General features: G+C 41.0%; 18 protein-coding genes. 13 read left to right on the plus strand and 5 right to left on the minus strand.

Annotation, left to right across the window (positions count from 1 at the left end; translation table 11 throughout):
- Window positions 1-46 precede the first annotated feature (46 nt).
- Genes QE422_RS06705 through QE422_RS06715 form a run of 3 tightly spaced genes read left to right on the plus strand, consistent with a single transcriptional unit; the run spans window position 47 to window position 2,166 of the window.
- Entirely contained in the window at window positions 47-892 is an 846-nt protein-coding gene (locus QE422_RS06705) for an alpha/beta fold hydrolase (RefSeq protein ID WP_307456137.1), read from the plus strand.
- Window positions 889-1,545 carry an HD domain-containing protein gene (locus tag QE422_RS06710; RefSeq protein ID WP_307456139.1) on the plus strand — a complete coding sequence of 219 codons (657 nt, stop codon included), beginning with the start codon at window positions 889-891 and terminating at the stop codon, window positions 1,543-1,545. Before QE422_RS06705 ends, QE422_RS06710 begins: the two co-directional genes overlap by 4 nt.
- 36 nt (window positions 1,546-1,581) lie before the next feature.
- Window positions 1,582-2,166 carry a hypothetical protein gene (locus QE422_RS06715; RefSeq protein ID WP_307456141.1) on the plus strand — a complete coding sequence of 195 codons (585 nt, stop codon included), beginning with the start codon at window positions 1,582-1,584 and terminating at the stop codon, window positions 2,164-2,166.
- A gap of 62 nt (window positions 2,167-2,228) precedes the next feature.
- Here QE422_RS06715 and QE422_RS06720 read toward each other — a convergent pair whose 3' ends face one another.
- The 5 genes from QE422_RS06720 to QE422_RS06740 all read right to left on the minus strand — a co-directional run bounded on the left by QE422_RS06720 (window position 2,229) and on the right by QE422_RS06740 (window position 7,128).
- Window positions 2,229-2,459, minus strand: a complete 231-nt coding sequence (locus QE422_RS06720; RefSeq protein WP_307456143.1) for a hypothetical protein — start codon at window positions 2,457-2,459, stop codon at window positions 2,229-2,231.
- Window positions 2,460-2,652: 193 nt separating this feature from the next.
- Complete coding sequence (locus QE422_RS06725; protein ID WP_307456145.1) at window positions 2,653-3,543, minus strand: DUF72 domain-containing protein; 891 nt, start codon at window positions 3,541-3,543, stop codon at window positions 2,653-2,655.
- 148 nt (window positions 3,544-3,691) lie between these two features.
- Window positions 3,692-5,359, minus strand: coding sequence for a ribonucleoside-diphosphate reductase subunit alpha (locus QE422_RS06730; protein ID WP_307462297.1), 1,668 nt, complete (start codon window positions 5,357-5,359; stop codon window positions 3,692-3,694).
- A gap of 274 nt (window positions 5,360-5,633) precedes the next feature.
- Window positions 5,634-6,137: a hypothetical protein gene (locus QE422_RS06735; RefSeq protein ID WP_307456146.1), complete on the minus strand. Its 504-nt coding sequence runs from the start codon at window positions 6,135-6,137 to the stop codon at window positions 5,634-5,636.
- Window positions 6,138-6,153: 16 nt separating this feature from the next.
- Window positions 6,154-7,128, minus strand: coding sequence for a ribonucleotide-diphosphate reductase subunit beta (locus tag QE422_RS06740; RefSeq protein WP_307456148.1), 975 nt, complete (start codon window positions 7,126-7,128; stop codon window positions 6,154-6,156).
- Between the two features lie 426 nt (window positions 7,129-7,554).
- Between QE422_RS06740 and QE422_RS06745 the strand changes: the two genes are divergently transcribed.
- From QE422_RS06745 to QE422_RS06790, 10 genes are all read left to right on the plus strand, one after another.
- Complete coding sequence (locus QE422_RS06745) at window positions 7,555-8,244, plus strand: ABC transporter ATP-binding protein (protein WP_307456149.1); 690 nt, start codon at window positions 7,555-7,557, stop codon at window positions 8,242-8,244.
- Window positions 8,245-8,349: 105 nt separating this feature from the next.
- Entirely contained in the window at window positions 8,350-9,579 is a 1,230-nt protein-coding gene (locus QE422_RS06750) for an ABC transporter permease (protein ID WP_307456151.1), read from the plus strand.
- A gap of 150 nt (window positions 9,580-9,729) precedes the next feature.
- Entirely contained in the window at window positions 9,730-11,001 is a 1,272-nt protein-coding gene (locus QE422_RS06755; protein ID WP_307456153.1) for an ABC transporter permease, read from the plus strand.
- A 46-nt stretch (window positions 11,002-11,047) separates the two neighbouring features.
- Window positions 11,048-12,244 (plus strand): efflux RND transporter periplasmic adaptor subunit, encoded by a 1,197-nt coding sequence (locus QE422_RS06760; protein ID WP_307456154.1) that lies wholly within the window; start codon window positions 11,048-11,050, stop codon window positions 12,242-12,244.
- Window positions 12,245-12,814: 570 nt separating this feature from the next.
- Window positions 12,815-13,714, plus strand: a complete 900-nt coding sequence (locus QE422_RS06765; RefSeq protein WP_307456156.1) for an NAD(P)/FAD-dependent oxidoreductase — start codon at window positions 12,815-12,817, stop codon at window positions 13,712-13,714.
- Between the two features lie 106 nt (window positions 13,715-13,820).
- Entirely contained in the window at window positions 13,821-14,147 is a 327-nt protein-coding gene (locus tag QE422_RS06770; protein WP_307456158.1) for a helix-turn-helix transcriptional regulator, read from the plus strand.
- Window positions 14,148-14,204: 57 nt separating this feature from the next.
- The gene (locus QE422_RS06775) at window positions 14,205-14,675 is read left to right on the plus strand and encodes a DUF6428 family protein (RefSeq protein ID WP_307456159.1); all 471 of its coding nucleotides are present in this window, start codon (window positions 14,205-14,207) and stop codon (window positions 14,673-14,675) included.
- 132 nt (window positions 14,676-14,807) lie between these two features.
- A complete protein-coding gene (locus tag QE422_RS06780; RefSeq protein WP_307456161.1) occupies window positions 14,808-15,227 on the plus strand; it encodes an arsenate reductase ArsC in 420 nt (139 codons plus the stop codon).
- A 105-nt stretch (window positions 15,228-15,332) separates the two neighbouring features.
- Window positions 15,333-16,598, plus strand: a complete 1,266-nt coding sequence (gene glyA, locus QE422_RS06785) for a serine hydroxymethyltransferase (protein WP_307456163.1) — start codon at window positions 15,333-15,335, stop codon at window positions 16,596-16,598.
- 111 nt (window positions 16,599-16,709) lie between these two features.
- Window positions 16,710-17,174 (plus strand): regulatory protein RecX, encoded by a 465-nt coding sequence (locus QE422_RS06790; RefSeq protein WP_307456165.1) that lies wholly within the window; start codon window positions 16,710-16,712, stop codon window positions 17,172-17,174.
- Window positions 17,175-17,224 lie beyond the last annotated feature (50 nt).

Consider the following 17,224-nt stretch of genomic DNA (forward strand, 5'->3'; position numbering starts at 1 on the left):
AAAATGTAAAATTTCCACTTTTATAGTGGATTTTTTTCTTTTAGATATGAAAGAGCTCAAGCTTACAACCCCGGATCAGCTGTCCATTACTGCCCATCTTTTTCTGCCGGAGATTAGTAACGGTAAATTATTGCTCATCAATTCGGCAACGGGAGTAAAGCAGCAACTTTATTTTTCATTTGCCAGTTATTTTTCGGAAAAAGGATTTACTGTGATCACCTATGATTACCGCGGGATCGGTCTTTCCAAACCTGTCCGTATGAAAGGGTTCAAAGCCTCGATGAGGGTTTGGGGATCAGTGGATTATAAAGTATTGACGGATTATATTCAGCTCCATTTTAAACAGTATAAAAAATATTGCCTTGGCCATTCGGTAGGCGCTTTAATTCTGGGCATGAATGAGGGTTCTCTGATATTCGATGAATTTGTTTTTGTAGGCACACAGAATGCCTTCATCGGAAACCTGAAGTTCAGGACCAGGATAGAAGCTCTTTTAGGATTCGGAATTGTCCAGCCCTTAACAACCGGATTACTGGGATATTTTCCCGCTAATTGGTTCGGGCTTGGAGAAAGTCTCCCGAAAAATTGCGCATCTGACTGGAGAACCTTAATTTTAAACAGAAAATCAACCAACCGGTTGCTGGAAAAAACGGAGAGCTATGCCAGGGAGCTGAAACAGCGTGTATTGGTGATCCGGGCAGAAGATGATGGATGGCTGACGGAAAAAGGAGTAAAAAGCCTGCTGGAAGATACATATCCAAACCTTAAGCCGGCGTATAGATTTGTTGAAACCTCAGAATCAAAACACGGCGAAATAGGTCACGTCAATTTTTTCAGGAGCTACAATAAAAACCTTTGGGACATTATTTTAAATGAAATTGATAATACATGAGTAATCTGATCGAAAATACGGTAAAATTTGTAAAGGGAAAACTGGAAGGCGCGGAAGCCGGGCACGACTGGTTTCACATCGAAAGAGTTTGGAAACTGTCTAAAAAGATCGCTGAAACCGAAAACTGCAATCAGGAAGTGGTAGAGCTTGCGGCCTTGCTACATGATATCGCCGATCCGAAATTTCATAACGGGGATGAAACCCTTGCACTTAAAGTCTCAAGAGAATTTCTCGAAGGTCAGCAGGCTTCGGAGGAAGTGATCGGACAGGTTTTATTTATCATTAAAAACATTTCCTTTAAGAACAGGGGTGATGTTCCGCAGTATCTTCCTATTGAGCTTAAAATCGTACAGGATGCCGACAGGGTGGATGCCATCGGAGCCATCGGGGTAGCCAGAACCTTTAATTTCGGAGGCTTTAAAAACAATCCGATGTATGATCCTAATGTAAAGCCAAAGTTGAATATGTCTAAGGAAGAATACAAAAAATCCAACGGCACGACCATCAATCACTTTTATGAAAAACTACTCCTGCTGAAAGATCTGATGAATACGGAAAAAGGAAAAGAGATTGCAGCTGAAAGGCACGATTTTATGCTGAATTTCCTAGATCAGTTCTACAAAGAATGGAATGTAGACGAGTATTCCCGATAAACCCTTTTAAATAAGTATCTTTGCAGTATGGTATTTATGGTTTTGCTTATTTTCTGGGCACTGGTTTTCTCTCTGATCCTTTTTAAGGTGAAGAAGGGAAGGGGCGCGGAATGGGCCAAGATCTTCCGGATCCTTACACTGGTTTTTTCCATTTCTTTTTTTACCTATTGGTTTATTAAAAGGAGTTCCGTTGGAATCGTCCAGGATTCTGTTGCCTTGCAGGTAATCAACAAGCTTCCGCAGCCGATCGATTTTTATGTGATCAATCTGAATGATCCCGAGGCCGGAAAAGCAATTGAAACAAAGCATATCGGAAACGTCCGTTCCGAATACTACAGGATCGAATACCTGAGGATGGACAAGTCTGATGAATACTGGATTGTTGGTTACCTCGGTAAAAAAAATCTGGTATATTTCTCCCAGCACTCCGTTCCGAATAAAAATATTGATCAGATCATCGAAGTCAATAATTACATCAACCAGAGTGTAAAACTTTCAGAGATTGCTAAAAAGCAGGTGGAGGCGTACAATTATGAAAATACAAAGGTCGGCATCTGGGTAACACTGGATTTCCTGCTACTATTCTTGAATCTGGTCCTACTGACGAGAAAACGTAAATAATAAATCCCGGTACTCTTTAAATGAGCCGGGTTTATGTTTTTAGATGATGAAACTTTGGCCGTCTAAGGATAGTCCAGGATCAGCATAACAGTCTCCTTGAATTCTTCGGGGCAATTCTTGACCAGCTTATCCTTATTCTGCTTACTGATCTGTTTCGGTTCCAGCCATTCCGTTTTGTCAGAACTCAGGCTGTTATTATCATACGTCCTTTTTATTTTATTGTTTTCGTAGAAAGTATAGGCATCTCCCAGCCAGTTATTGGTAATGCTTATGGTGCAGATTTCCTTTTCCATTGCTTTTTAATAAATAGTTCAACATTCATTTTAGTTTGTCACACTTCCTAATGTACTAAATATAAGGACGCAAATGCAGGATTGCACGGAATTTTTTTTACGGCTAAAAAAGTGAATTATTTTCGTTAAAATTATGTTTTTTAATATAATTTATTTCACTATTTAGCGAATAATATTAAAAAAGTCCTAATCTTTAAAATAGGGTTCCAAGATTTTCAGTCGCCATTTTGGGGACGTGGAGGTCGGTTTTCCAGGTTTCGTTCATTTTTTTGATCAGATAGGCCGAAAGGAGAGGGCTATCTTTATCAAGCCCCTGATGCACAAAAAAATATATATTGCGTATGCCTTCCTTCTTCCATTGGGTAAGACGCTGGACCCATTCATCCAGCCGCGCATAGTCGATTTCTGTCCCGGCCGCCACATAACGGATAAAGGTATTTGGAGTGGTGAGCCGCATATGCAGCATATCCCTTCTTCCGGGCGTATCTACAATGATATTGGTAATATGATGCTTTTCAAAAAGCTCACAGGTGGTATTGAAAATCTCTTCATCGGCAAACCATTCCGCATTCCGCAACTCGATGGCCAGCGGAACTTCTTTTGGCCATTCTTTTACAAACTTTTCAAGCCTGCTGTAATCTTTAGGCTGGTAATTATCATGAAGCTGGAGAAACGCCATTCCCAGCTTTTCTTCGAAATTCAGGATCGAAGTGGCAAACTGGGTAACGTGGTCGGTTATATCAATCAGCCGTCGGTAATGGGAAATGGTGCTGGTGAGTTTTGGAAAAAACTTAAAATTTGCGGGCGTTTTATCTTTCCAGGTAATAATCTGTTCCGGAGCCGGCATTCCGTAGAATGTCCCGTTCAGCTCAATGGAATTGAACTGGGTAGAGTAGTAGGTAAGTTCATCCTTCGTACCGCGTGGGTAAAATCCTTTCATATCGGTCTTATTCCATTTGGCTGCTCCTACTGAAATATTCTCAAGCCCTTTTTTGTTCTGGCTTAAAATTTCCTTAGTCTGTGAATGGTCTTTAGGCAATGCAAAATCGATCTTTGAAGGATCCTCTACTTTTCCGAATTTCATATTTGAATGTTTTTAGTCTTGTAACAAATATAAGACAAAACCCACAGAAATTGTTTTCCATGAGATTGAATACAGCAGTTTCCTACCACAAAAAAGCACGCTAAAAAGCGTGCCGAAGTGAATATGTATTGTTTATTATTTGGGAGTCTTATGCTTCACAAGCCGTGCAGGTAACAAAATTTACCATCATTTCTTTAGAAACAGAAGAACTTCTTTGATAATAAAGGGTTTTTACACCTTTCTTCCATGCTTCGATGTAAAGGTAGTTCACATCTTTCACAGGCATTGTTGAAGGGATCTGCAAGTTCAGAGACTGCGCCTGGTCAATGTACTGTTGTCTTTGGGCAGCCTGGGAAATAATCTCCATTGGAGAGATTTCCTTGAATGTTTTGAACACTGCTTTCTCTTCATCGGTTAGTTCCTTCAAATGTTGTACCGAACCGTGATTCAACATGATCGTTCTCCATGTTTCTTCATTATCCAACCCTTTTGCTTCCAGTAATTTGGCCAGATATTTATTTTTACGCATAAAGTTTCCTTTCGCAAGTCCGGCTTTATAATAGTTGGACGCAAATGGCTCGATTCCCGGAGAAGTCTGCCCTAGAATTGCAGAACTTGAGGTTGTAGGAGCGATTGCCATCGTCGTGGTATTTCTCAAACCGTATCCTTTTAGCAATTCAGGTTCTCCGTAGATATTGGCCAGTTCTCTTGATGCCTGTTCTGCCTGCTCTTTGATTCGTCTGAAAGCCCTCGCGTTGAACTGGGTTGCTTCAAAACTTTCAAACGGGATCATATTCTTTTGCAGATAAGAATGGTATCCTAAAACACCTAATCCTAATGCTCGGTGACGCATCGCGAAGTTTCTCGCGCCCTGCAGGTAATAGTTTCCTTCCGTTTTATCGATGAATTCGGATAATACGGCATCTAAGAAATAAATTGCCAGTTTTACGGCATCGGTATCTTTCCACTCGTCATACAGCTCCAGGTTCATGGAAGACAGACAGCAGATGAAAGATTCTTCTCTGGTGGAAGGAAGCATGATTTCGGAACATAGGTTACTGGCGTTTACCGTTAATCCAAGATCTTTATATACCTGAGGTTTGTTACGGTTTACATTATCCGTAAAGAAGATATAAGGTAGACCTTTCTGCTGACGGCTTTCCAATACCCTTGCCCAGATTTTACGCTTATCCATATCCCCGTCGATCATATCCTGCATCCAGTAGTCCGGCACACAGATTCCCGTAAACAGGTTCTGAATCGGGCTTCCGATATCTTTAATCGATAAAAATTCTTCAATATCCCCGTGGTCAATGTCAAGGTAAGCGGCAAAAGCTCCTCTTCTTACCCCACCCTGGGAAACAACATCCATTGCGGTATCAAACAATTTCATGAAAGAAACCGCTCCTGAAGATTTTCCGTTGTCCGTTACCGCTGTTCCACGGTTACGGAGCTCCCCGAAATACCCTGAAGTTCCGCCTCCGATTTTCGTCTGCATGATCACTTCCCCCATTTTGTGGGTGATGCCTTCAATGCTGTCCGGAATGTGGACGTTGAAACACGAGATAGGAAGCCCTCTCTGGGTTCCCATGTTGGCCCAAACCGGCGATGAGAAACTGATCCATCCTTTGGTGATCATTTCCTTGAACGCAGGCTGAAGTTCCGGCTTATATAATCTTTTTGCTGCCGCAGTGGTAATCCGGTCGATCGCACCATCTACCGTTTCCCCTTTCAGCAAATAGCCTCTGTTCAGCATTTGCTCAGACTCTTCATTGAGCCACCATATGTTGTTGTTCTGTTCGTCCATAGTTGTTATATTTTCGAATTCCCGAGCGGTTTTAAGGCTCAGGAATTTTGTTTCTTATGTTATTAAAAATTGGATTACAAATGCTTCGACAGGCTCAGCATGACATTGCTAGTACTATCTGTTTTGACGCTCGCTAAATGATAATTATGTTAACTAACTATTGGCTGAGCTATTGTTTTTGGGCGGAGGCGGAGGCGGGTTATGCATTGTAGGTACTTGTCCGTTCTTCACTATTCCACCTTGAGGATTAGAATTAATTTTTACTTCCGAAATATTTATTTTTTTACTCATGTCTTGTTAATTTTTGTGAATAAATGTTTACTTCGCTTTCTGCTTTTTTATTTAGATTTTTTATACTTTTTATATTAATGGATGAGTCAATATCTTCAATTTTTTTACTACCATCCATAATTTTGTATAACCTTCCTTTAGCCTTAGTTTCATTAATATGATTTTCTTCAAAATCAATCCATAATTTTTCTAATTCTAAAGTTCTTTCATAATATAGTAATCGTAGTTTCTTTATTTCATCAAGATCTTTATCAGAACTAATTATAAAGTTTTCAATACTTTGCAGTAATTGGATTGATCCAATTACAATAAAAGATATTACAGTAGGAATTTCAAAATTTTTAAATGCTGTAAAAATTCCAGATGCAGAAAAAAGTATTGTTATTATCTTAAACCATTTTCTCCATTTTCTTTGATTTGAAATGTAAGAAACTAAATAAATATCTCCTTTTTTAGTATCTAATAAATCATTCCATATTTTTGTCCTTACTGTCACAAAAATTTAATCAAATTTAAAACAAGTCATTAGCCGTAATACTCTTATCGTGCTTAGTATAATCTACCGGTCTTTTTGCAAAGAAATCATCCATGGAATTGGCAAAAACCTCTTCCTCGAACCAAACCATCGGTCTGTACTGCTCAGCAGTGATGTTATATCTCGGCGTCATGTTGATTTTCTTTAAACTGTCATCAACACGGTATTTCATGAAATTTAAAAGGTCTTCTTTGGAAACGTGGTCGATTTCACCCAATTCGAAGATCCAGCTCAGGATGTCGCCTTCTCTTTCAATTGATTCATCCACCAATGTATAAATGTCTTCGATATCGCTGTCAGTTAAAAGATCCGGCTGCTCCTCTCTGATTTTGTTGATTAAATAAATTCCGGCATTCGCGTGGATCTGCTCATCTACGGAAGTCCAGGCAATAATGTTGGAAACATTTTTCATAAATCCTTTAAATCTTGTGAAAGAAAGGATGATGGCAAACTGAGAGAAAAGAGATACGTTTTCTACCAGGATACTGAACAGCAATAAAGCCGAAACATATTCTTTAGGCGTTGCGGAATTGGCATGTCTCAGGGCATTTCCTAAAAACTCGATTCTGCTTTTCACAGCAGGAATTTCCACCACGTTAAGGAACTCATCGTTGTATCCCAACACCTCAAGAAGACGCGAATACGCTTCCGAGTGACGGAATTCACACTCTGCAAAGGTAGAACCCAACCCGTTGAATTCAGGTTTCGGAAGGTGCGTGTATAGATTTCCCCAGAAGGTCTTTACAGACACCTCAATCTGTGCAATCGCTAAAAGCGCATTTTTCACAGCATGTTTTTCATGCGGCTCCAGCTGCGAATGAAAATCCTGAACATCTGCAGTAAAATCCACTTCGGAATGTACCCAGAACGATTTGTTGATCGCCTCTACGAACTGAAGAACTTCAGGGTATTCAAATGGCTTGTAACTTACTCTCTTATCAAAAACTCCCATGTTAAAATGTCTTTAAATTTAATTAATCGGATCAGTGTGGAAAAGTCCGGTGTGATAAGCAAGTTGCTGATTGATAATGATTTATTGCTAAAAGTTATTCACAATCAAAACTGCTGCATATTCCCGGCCGTCTAAGTACAAAGTTAGAAAACAAGAACTGTAAATGAAAGGGGCAAACACTAATTCGTTGAGTTTTAACAGTAAAAGTTTTCCACATTTGCACGGAAAGCCTTTAAATATTGACTTACAAACCTTTATCGTGGAAAAATACGGGATATTGCCGGTTTTGAATTAAACAAAAAATTGTAAACCCTTATAAATAAAGGATTAATTTATTAAACATGAATTTATGTAAAGAAATTTCCATTCTCCGTAACAAATTAAAAATTGTACCTACTTATTGGGTATAAAACATAACATCACTTCATGTTACTAATTCAGGATTTACATAAATCGTACGATACGGGAAAAAGCAAGCTGCACGTACTCAAGGGGATCAATCTCAGCATTTCCGAGGGCGAGTTTGTTTCGATCATGGGAAGTTCCGGTTCCGGGAAGTCTACGCTTCTGAACATCATCGGTATTCTTGATGAAAAAGATTCCGGCGTCTACGAACTGGATAATGTGCCGATCGAGCATCTGTCTGAGGTAAAAGCTGCGGAATACAGAAGCCGCTTTTTGGGATTTATTTTCCAGTCCTTCAACCTGATTGGATATAAAACCGCCCTGGATAATGTAGCACTTCCTCTGTATTACCAGAATGTCCCGAGAAAAGAACGTAACCAGAAAGCGATGGAGTACCTGGAAAAAGTAGGATTGGCGCAGTGGGCAAACCACTTGCCGAATGAACTTTCCGGAGGGCAGAAACAGAGGGTCGCCATTGCCAGAGCATTGATCACTGATCCGAAAGTGGTATTGGCAGATGAACCTACCGGAGCATTGGACTCCAAAACCACGCACGACATCATGAAGCTGTTACAGGATATTAACAACGAAGGGAAAACCATCATCGTCGTTACCCACGAACCTGACGTTGCCGCCCAGACCAAAAGAAACGTCGTGCTCCGAGACGGAATCATTGAAAGCGATGAGTTTATTAAGCAGCATGTGCTGTGAGGTAGTGTCTAGGTATTGAAAGAAAAGGGTGTTATAATAAAAGTAATTAAATCAGCGGATAGATGAGACTTCCCTCATCCAGCTTCCCGCTTCAAGCTTAAAAATATGTTTGATCTAGATCGTTGGCAGGAAATATTCAGTTCGATCCGCAGTAATGTATTACGGACAGTACTTTCCGGTTTTACCGTGGCGTTGGGATTGTTTATTTTCATTGTTCTTTTCGGAATAGGTTCGGGATTGCAGAATGCCTTTACGCAGGGGTTTGCGCGGGATGCCCAAAACCTGATCTCGATTGTAACAGGAAAAACAACCATTGCTTACAACGGACTTCAGTCTGACCGCCAGGTGACAATGAACAACGAAGATTACGATTTCCTGGTGAATATCGATAAAGAAAAAGTGGGAAGCTCCACGCCGAGATATACCTCGAATTTATTGGTAAAATATGGAAAAGAAAGCGGAAACTACCAGATCAATGGGGCAAAACCTGAAGAGCAGGTAATCGAAAACCGGAAGATACTGGAAGGCCGTTACCTGACACCCACGGATCTCGACCGGAAACAGAATGTGGCTGTGATCGGAAGAATGGTTCAGCGTGACCTCATTAAAAACGGAAGTCCTGTCGGTAAAGAATTGAGCATCAACGGAACCATGTTTAAAGTGGTGGGGGTTTTCTCGGATGACGGCGGCGACTGGGACGAAAGGCATATTACGGTTCCGATTACCACCCTGCAGCAGATGAAAAAAGGTTCAGATACGGTAAGCATCAACTATATTGCCTACAATGATAAGATGACACCGGAACAGGCCATCAAATATGGTGACGAACTGAAAGAACGGTTAAAAGCCCGGAAAAATGTAGCGCCCGATGATGAAAACGGAGTACGGGTCTGGAACAACGCCCAGAACATGAACGATACGTTCGCCTTCATGGCCGTTCTTACCGGAATTGTAGGATTTATCGGAATGGGGACATTGCTGGCGGGAATTATCGGGATCAGTAACATCATGGTTTACATCGTAAAAGAAAGGACCAAAGAAATCGGGGTGAGAAAAGCCATCGGTGCCAAACCGCGGAGTATTGTCGCCCTGATCGTTCAGGAAAGCGTCGTGATTACCGTCGTTTCCGGATTGGTAGGTGTGGGGCTTGGCGTATTGGCCTTGTATTTAATAGGTGATAACCTCGAAGAATATTTTATAAAAGACCCAAGTGTAGGATGGGGGCATATTATTGCAGCCTTTATCGCGCTGGTTTTTTCAGGACTGATCGCAGGATTTGTTCCGGCATACCGGGCATCGAAAATCAAGCCGATCGAAGCTTTAAGAACGGAATGATAAAAGTGAATGGTGAATTTTGCTTCGCAAGTGAATAGTGAATTTATAAGTAAACTGAAATTGACAAGCACAGCGAATTGACCCAAAGGAATTGACCATTGACTCGCAGAAATTGACCATTGACAGTATTAAAAAGATTGACAATTAAAAATGAACATAATATTTAAAAAAGATACCTGGCAGGAAATTTATTATTCGTTGCGGAATAATAAGCTCCGGACGTTCCTTACCATGATTGGGGTGGGCTGGGGTATGTTTTTGTATGTAAGTTTGCTGGGGGCGGCAAAAGGGATGGAAAACGGTTTCGACAAATTGTTTTCCGGTTTTGCGACCAACTCTATTTTCCTTTGGGCACAGAACACCTCCATTCCGTATGAAGGTTTTCCAAAAGGAAGACAGGTGCACCTTCACCTCCCGGATATCGAAATGCTGAAAAGAAAAATCCCGGATATCGATTATATTTCCCCACAGAATTCACGCGGGAGCTTTACCGGAACACCGGGGGAAGCCATGTCCAGAAACGGGAAAACCGGGACCTATTCTTTAACCGGGGATTATCCGGTAGGAAATAAAATTTCCGAGAAAAAACTAATCTTTGGAAGATACATCAATGATGCCGATGTTTCAGGAAATAAAAATGTAGCCGTAATCGGGGAAGAGATCTACAAAAACTTTTTCGATGCCAAAAAGAACGAGAACCCGCTGGGGAAATCCATCAACATCAAAGGGATCTTTTTCAATGTGATCGGGGTTTTCAGGGTGAAGAAAGGCGGTGGTTTTGAAAATGACCAGACTGTTTTTGTTCCGCTTTCTACCTATACGAAGATGTACAATGCCGCAGACCAGATCGATATGTTTGCCATCGTAAGCAAGCCGAATGTAGATGTAAACTCGGTGGAGGAGAAAGTAAAGCTGGAACTGAAGTCCAAAAACAAAGTCTCTCCGGAAGATACCAATGCCTTCGGAAGCTTCAACTTGGGAAAAGAATTTAAGAAGCTTACCGGATTTTTAACGGGCATGCAGCTGTTAACCATTATCGTGGGAACTTTAACCATCCTGGCAGGGGTCATTGCGATTTCTAATATCCTGCTGATTACGGTAAAGGAAAGAACGAAAGAAATCGGGATCAGGAGAGCACTGGGCGCCAAACCTTCCGAGGTACGGAACCAGATCCTGCTGGAAAGTGTAGTGATTACGCTGTCATCAGGGCTGCTCGGTTTTATCTTTGGTATTTTCGTCCTGATGATTCTGGATATTGCTACCAAAGGACAGGACTCCTTTCCGTTTTACAATCCGACCGTCAACTACGGGAATGTTTTCGCCGCGATGGCAGTGATGGTGATCCTGGGGCTGATTATCGGATTGATCCCGGCGCAGAGAGCCGTGAAAATCCGACCGATCGAAGCACTGCGGACAGAATAGTTCCTAAACTTTAATTTTAATAGAATTTAAAAAATAAACTATACATATGAAAAAGAAATCCACCTGGAAAAAAGCCGTTTATATAGTCTTGGGCCTTTTGTTTGCCGTGGCGCTTTTTGCAGTAATTGGATACGTTGTAAAATCCAATTCCAAAGAAAGCGAGGCTTTCCTTACCAGAAAACCTACTGTCCAGAATATGGATGATAAAGTAATGGCTACGGGAAAAATCGTTCCGAAAGAAGAGATCGAGATCAAGCCGAACATCGCCGGGATTATCGATAAAATCTTAGTTGATGAAGGCGACAGGGTAGAAGTAGGCCAGCTGATCGCTACGGTAAGGATTGTTCCTAATCTTTCCGAGGTGAACAATGCCCAGCAGAATGTAAACAACCAGCAGCTTCAGATCAGCAATGCCAAGCTGAATGTCGACAATATGCGCAAGCAGTATGAAATGCAGGAAAAGCTTTACAAGCAGGGGGTGGCTTCCAAACAGGAATACTTAAATGCGCAGCAGCAGTTGTACTCTACCCAGCAGGCACTCAGAAATGCCCAGCAGCAATTGGTAACCGCACAGAAATCATTGCAGATCGCAAGAACGGGTTCTACGCCGGAACTGCAGGGGCTGGCAACCACCCAGATCCGCTCTAAGGCATCAGGGACGGTGCTTGAAGTGCCGGTAAAAGTAGGAAGCCAGGTGATCGAAGCCAATTCATTCAATGCGGGGACAACCATCTGTTCGATTGCGGACCTTAATTCCCTGATCTTCCAGGGGGAAATTGATGAAGCCCAGGCCGGAAAACTGAAGCAGGGAATGGACATGAACATCGTGATCGGTGCCCTTCAGAACAAAACGTTCCCGGGAAGGCTGACGATGATTGCTCCGAAAGGAAAAGACAATAATGGAACCATCAAATTTCCGGTGGAAGGTGATGTTTTCAACCCGAATAATGAATATATCAGAGCCGGTTTTTCGGCCAACGGAGAAATCGTGCTGAATTCCCAGAAAAATGCATTGCTGCTGGATGAATCTTTAATCCAGTACGAAAAGCGAAACGGAAAAGACGTTCCCTTTGTTGAGGTAAAACAGAAAGACGGCAAATTTAAAAAAGCATACGTAAAATTAGGCGCCAGCGACGGAATCAATGTTCAGATCCTTGAGGGGCTCGATAAAAATGCCGAAGTAAAAGTCTGGAATCCTTCCGATAAAGACAAGGAAGAGTTGAAAGACAAATCAAAAAAATAGTAAACAATCACTATACATTTCTTTAAACTGTATCCCGGGGCTTATCCCCGGGATTTTTTGTTTCACCTGGATGTGTCCCGCTTAATTTTTCAGGAGCTGTTTCCTGCTTTCCACTGTATCTTTTTTGTCACGCCCTCCGCGCTGTTCCGGCCGCAACAAAAAAGGATGCCGTTCCAATCAGGGCTAGGGCGGAGGTCGTTTCTTCAACGATCTAAGTGAATGAGATTTCCGGGATTATTTGCGGTTTTCAGTTGGTTTAATTCATCGAAAACAAGCTGAGGAAACGTAAATTCCATTGCACTTATTTAATTTTTAACTAATTAACGAGAAAGATCGGATTAATAAAATAAGCAGAATTCCTATTAAGAGACTCACAAATAATATCATCCGATACTTAAAATCATTGGCTATGATCTTAAAATAGGGAAACTTCCAGCATCCAGCCTACCTCTTCCAGCCGATTAAACATAATTTTATTATTGAAACATTGTTGCGTTAATGATTTTTATTTTATCTTTGTAATCAACAAACGGTGCAGTACTTGTACTCAGTAGCACTAAATAACAGCTTATGGAAAATAACTTTGATGTGATCATTATCGGGGGAAGCTATGCAGGACTATCGGCAGGGATGTCTTTAGGAAGATCGCTGAGAAAAGTTTTAATCATCGACGGCGGAAAGCCATGCAACAGCCATACTCCTTATTCTCATAATTTTCTTACCCACGACGGGAAAACCCCAAAAGAAATTTCCGATCTTGCTAAAGAACAGGTATCGAAGTATAAAACCGTTCAGTTTCATGAAGGATTGGTAAACAGAATGGCCCGGAATCCCGAAAATTTCGAAGTACATACGGCAAGCGGAGATCTGTTCAGTGCTAAAAAAATAATTCTGGCTTCCGGAGTGAAGGATAGCTTACCTGATATTCCCGGGTTTGCAGAATGCTGGGGGATCTCGGTGATTCACTGTCCGTATTGTCATGGGTATGAAGTTCATGGGAAAACTACCGGGATTATGTCTAACGGCGAGCTGGGTTTCGAGTTTTCTAAAATTGTTTATAACCTCACTAAAGATCTGAAACTCTTTACCAACGGCAGCTCAACACTAAATGAAGAACAGACTGAAATATTCGGAAGAAATAAAATCGGCATCACAGAAACTGAAATAGAAAGAATCGAACATGAAAACGGGCAGATCCATAAAGTGATTCTCAAAGACGGAGAAGAAGTGCCTTTGGATGCACTGTATGCAAAAATCCCTTTTGAGCAGAATGTTAATACCGAAGATCTGGGACTGGAACTTACGGAACATGGCTACATCAAAATAGACCATTTCCATAAAACCAATGTGAAAGGCGTTTTTGCCTGCGGAGACAATACCACAATGATGCGTGCTGTAGCAAATGCGGTAGCTCAGGGAAATCTAACTGGGGCTCTTGTAAATAAAGAGCTGGCTGATGAGAGTTTTTAACTTCATATATAAATTATTTTGTAGCCTTCCGGTTTCCGGGAGGTTTTTTTTAAAACCTATTGGTTACTAGAAATATTTATCGTAATATTGCGATATAGTTTTCGATATGGGTGCTACCAAAACAGATTTTTTCACCGAACAGCAGAACAGGATCGCTACCATTGCCAAAGCATTGGGACATCCGGCACGGATCGCCATCATCGAATACCTGCTGAAAGTAAATGAATGTATATGCGGTGATATCGTGAATGAACTTCCTCTGGCACAGCCTACCGTTTCCCAGCACCTTAAAGAATTAAAAAATGCAGGTCTGATCAAAGGAAATATCGAAGGCAATTCCGTTTGCTATTGTATCGATGAAAAAGCTTTTGAAGTACTGAATGTATTTTTCTCAACGGTAATTACAGCCGTTAAAAAGCAGAATTGCTGTTAAAATTTTTTAAAATAGATTATCGTAATATTGCGATATTGCAATTAAAATAAAAATAAGATGACTCTTGAACAAATTAAAAAAATCCTTCCTGGACTCAGTAATGTGGAGTTTCAGTTGGAGAACGGAACTTTTGTTCCGGAACATTTTCACGTAACTGAAATCGGAAAGGTAAGCAAACATTTTATCGATTGCGGCGGAACCGTCAGAAAGGAGGAAAAAGTAAATTTTCAGCTCTGGAATGCCGACGATACCGAACATCGCCTGAAGCCGGGAAAACTCCTCGATATTATCCGGCTCTCCGAAGAACAGCTGAGAATAGAAGATCTCGAAATCGAAGTGGAATACCAGGAAACGACCATCGGAAAATACGATCTCGATTTCAATGGGAAGCATTTTATCCTGAAAAACAAAGCAACAGCCTGCCTGGCTCAGGATGCGTGTGAAATAACGCCGCAAAAGCAAAAGGTAAGATTAAGTGAATTAGCAAAACAGGGTTCCGGATGCCGTCCTGATTCCGGATGTTGCTGATAGGATGAAAGATCTTTTATTTAAATACAAAAAGCCTGTTATTATAACGGCTTCGGTTGTTTTCCTGCAGCTTGTTTTCGGCTTCGACCCGAAATTCTGTATCATCAATATTATTTGGTTACTAGTTTAAATATGAAAAAGAAAATCCTTGTTCTCTGCACCGGAAACAGCTGCAGAAGCCAGATGGCAGAAGGCTACCTGCATTATTTTGCCCAAGAAAGAGCTGAAATTTACAGTGCCGGAATTGAAACCCACGGTCTGAATCCAAAGGCCGTGGCCACCATGAAAGAGGACGGTATTGATATTTCCGGGCATACTTCCAACCACATCGACGAATACAGGAACCTCAATTTTGATTTTGTGATTACCGTTTGTGACCACGCTAAAGAAAGCTGTCCTTATTTTCCTTCAAACGCAGAAATTTTTCATCATAATTTCCCGGATCCTGCAAAAGCGGTGGGAACCGGAGATGAGATCGCGCTGGCCTTTAGAAATGTTCGGGAAGAAATTAAAAAATATAGTGAACATTTCGTTAAAGAAAACCTGTTATAAGCTGATCTGATAATTTTTAAGACTAAAAATCATATTTTCATATGCTTCAATCTCGCCGGAAATTTCGTACTTTTGGCATGAAAAATTTCTAAAATAAAAAGTAAAATGGACATTATTTTCGACCTGATTGAAAAAGAAAGACAAAGACAGACTCATGGTATTGAGATGATTGCGTCAGAAAACTTTGTTTCTGATAATGTAATGAAAGCGGTGGGAAGTGTATTGACGAACAAATATGCTGAAGGATATCCCGGAAAAAGATATTATGGAGGATGTGAAGTCGTAGATGAGGTCGAAACCCTGGCGATCAACAGAGCCAAAGAGCTTTTCGGAATCGAGTACGCGAATGTTCAGCCTCATTCCGGATCTCAGGCCAATGCTGCTATTTATCTGGCAGTTCTGAAACCGGGAGATAAAATTATGGGGATGGACCTTTCTATGGGAGGACACCTTACCCACGGTTCATCGGTCAACTTTTCCGGGCTCCAGTACGATGTGGTTTCTTATGGCGTTCAGCAGGAGACCGGTCTTATCGATTATGATCAGATGAGAGAAGTGGCCTTAAGAGAAAAGCCGAAAATGCTTATCGCCGGTTTCTCAGCCTATTCCAGAGATCTTGATTATGCAAAATTCAGAGAAGTGGCAGACGAAATCGGAGCTACGCTTTGGGCGGATATCGCACACCCGGCAGGTCTTGTAGCCAAAGGTCTTTTGAACAACCCGTTCGAGCACTGTCATCTTGTAACGACGACGACTCACAAAACATTGAGAGGCCCGAGGGGAGGAATGATCATGATGGGGAAAGATTTTGAAAATACTTACGGACACAAAACACCGAAAGGCGAGATCAAAATGATGAGCCAGGTTCTTGACGGAGCTGTTTTCCCGGGAATCCAGGGCGGCCCGCTGGAGCACGTTATTGCAGGAAAAGCAGTAGCTTTCGGCGAAGCATTGGACGATAAGTTCATGACGTATGCCAAGCAGGTTCAGTCCAACGCGCAGGCTTTAGCCAAAGCCATGATCGACAGAGGATTCGATATTGTGAGCGGAGGAACAGATAACCACCTGATGCTGGTAGACCTTCGAAATAAAAATGTGAACGGGAAAGAAACCGAGAAGGCATTGGTATTGGCCGATATTACCTGCAACAAAAATATGGTTCCGTTCGACGATAAGTCGCCGTTTACGACTTCGGGAATCCGATTGGGTACTGCAGCCATCACGACAAGAGGATTGAAAGAAAATGATATGGATACGATCGCTGGATTTATCTCCGAAGTGGTAGACAACATCAAAAATGAAGAGGTAATCACTTCCGTAAGAAAGAAGGTAAACGAATTAATGGAAGGTAAAGCTTTATTTAACTATTAAAGATTGCTTTCGACTTTCAATATACAAAACAAAGAGAGGCGCAAAGTATTTTGCGCCTCTCTTTTGTAAACGGTAATTTGAATGACCAAATATCAACACCAAAGTTAAAAGATGAATTCCGACAAAAAATTATATACATTCGAAGAAATAAAACAAAAACTGGTCAATTACTGTGTGTATCAGGACCGTTGCCATGCTGAGGTAGAGCAGAAAATGCGGGAATTCGTTTTGATTCCGGAAGCGCGTGAAGAAATCCTTTTGTATTTGATGAAAGAAAACTATCTCAATGAGGAACGGTTTACAAGAAGCTACATCCGTGGAAAGTTTTATTTGAAAAATTGGGGAAAAACAAAAATTAAGATTCATTTAAAACAAAAAGGAATTAATAATAAACTAATTCTTTCCTGTTTTGATGAAATTGATGATAATGATTATTTAATGATAATTCGTAAAGTATACGAAAATTATGAGAGTAAATTAAAAGGCTTGAACGATTATCAAAAAAAGATGAAAACTGTTAAATATCTTTTAACAAGAGGTTTTGAGTATGATGCGATTTTGCAGGTAAGTGATTGAAAATTAACGTATACGTAATTTTAATATTCATTAATATTATTTAGATTTGT

The organism is Chryseobacterium sp. SORGH_AS_0447 (genome assembly GCF_030818695.1).
Taxonomy (GTDB): domain Bacteria; phylum Bacteroidota; class Bacteroidia; order Flavobacteriales; family Weeksellaceae; genus Chryseobacterium.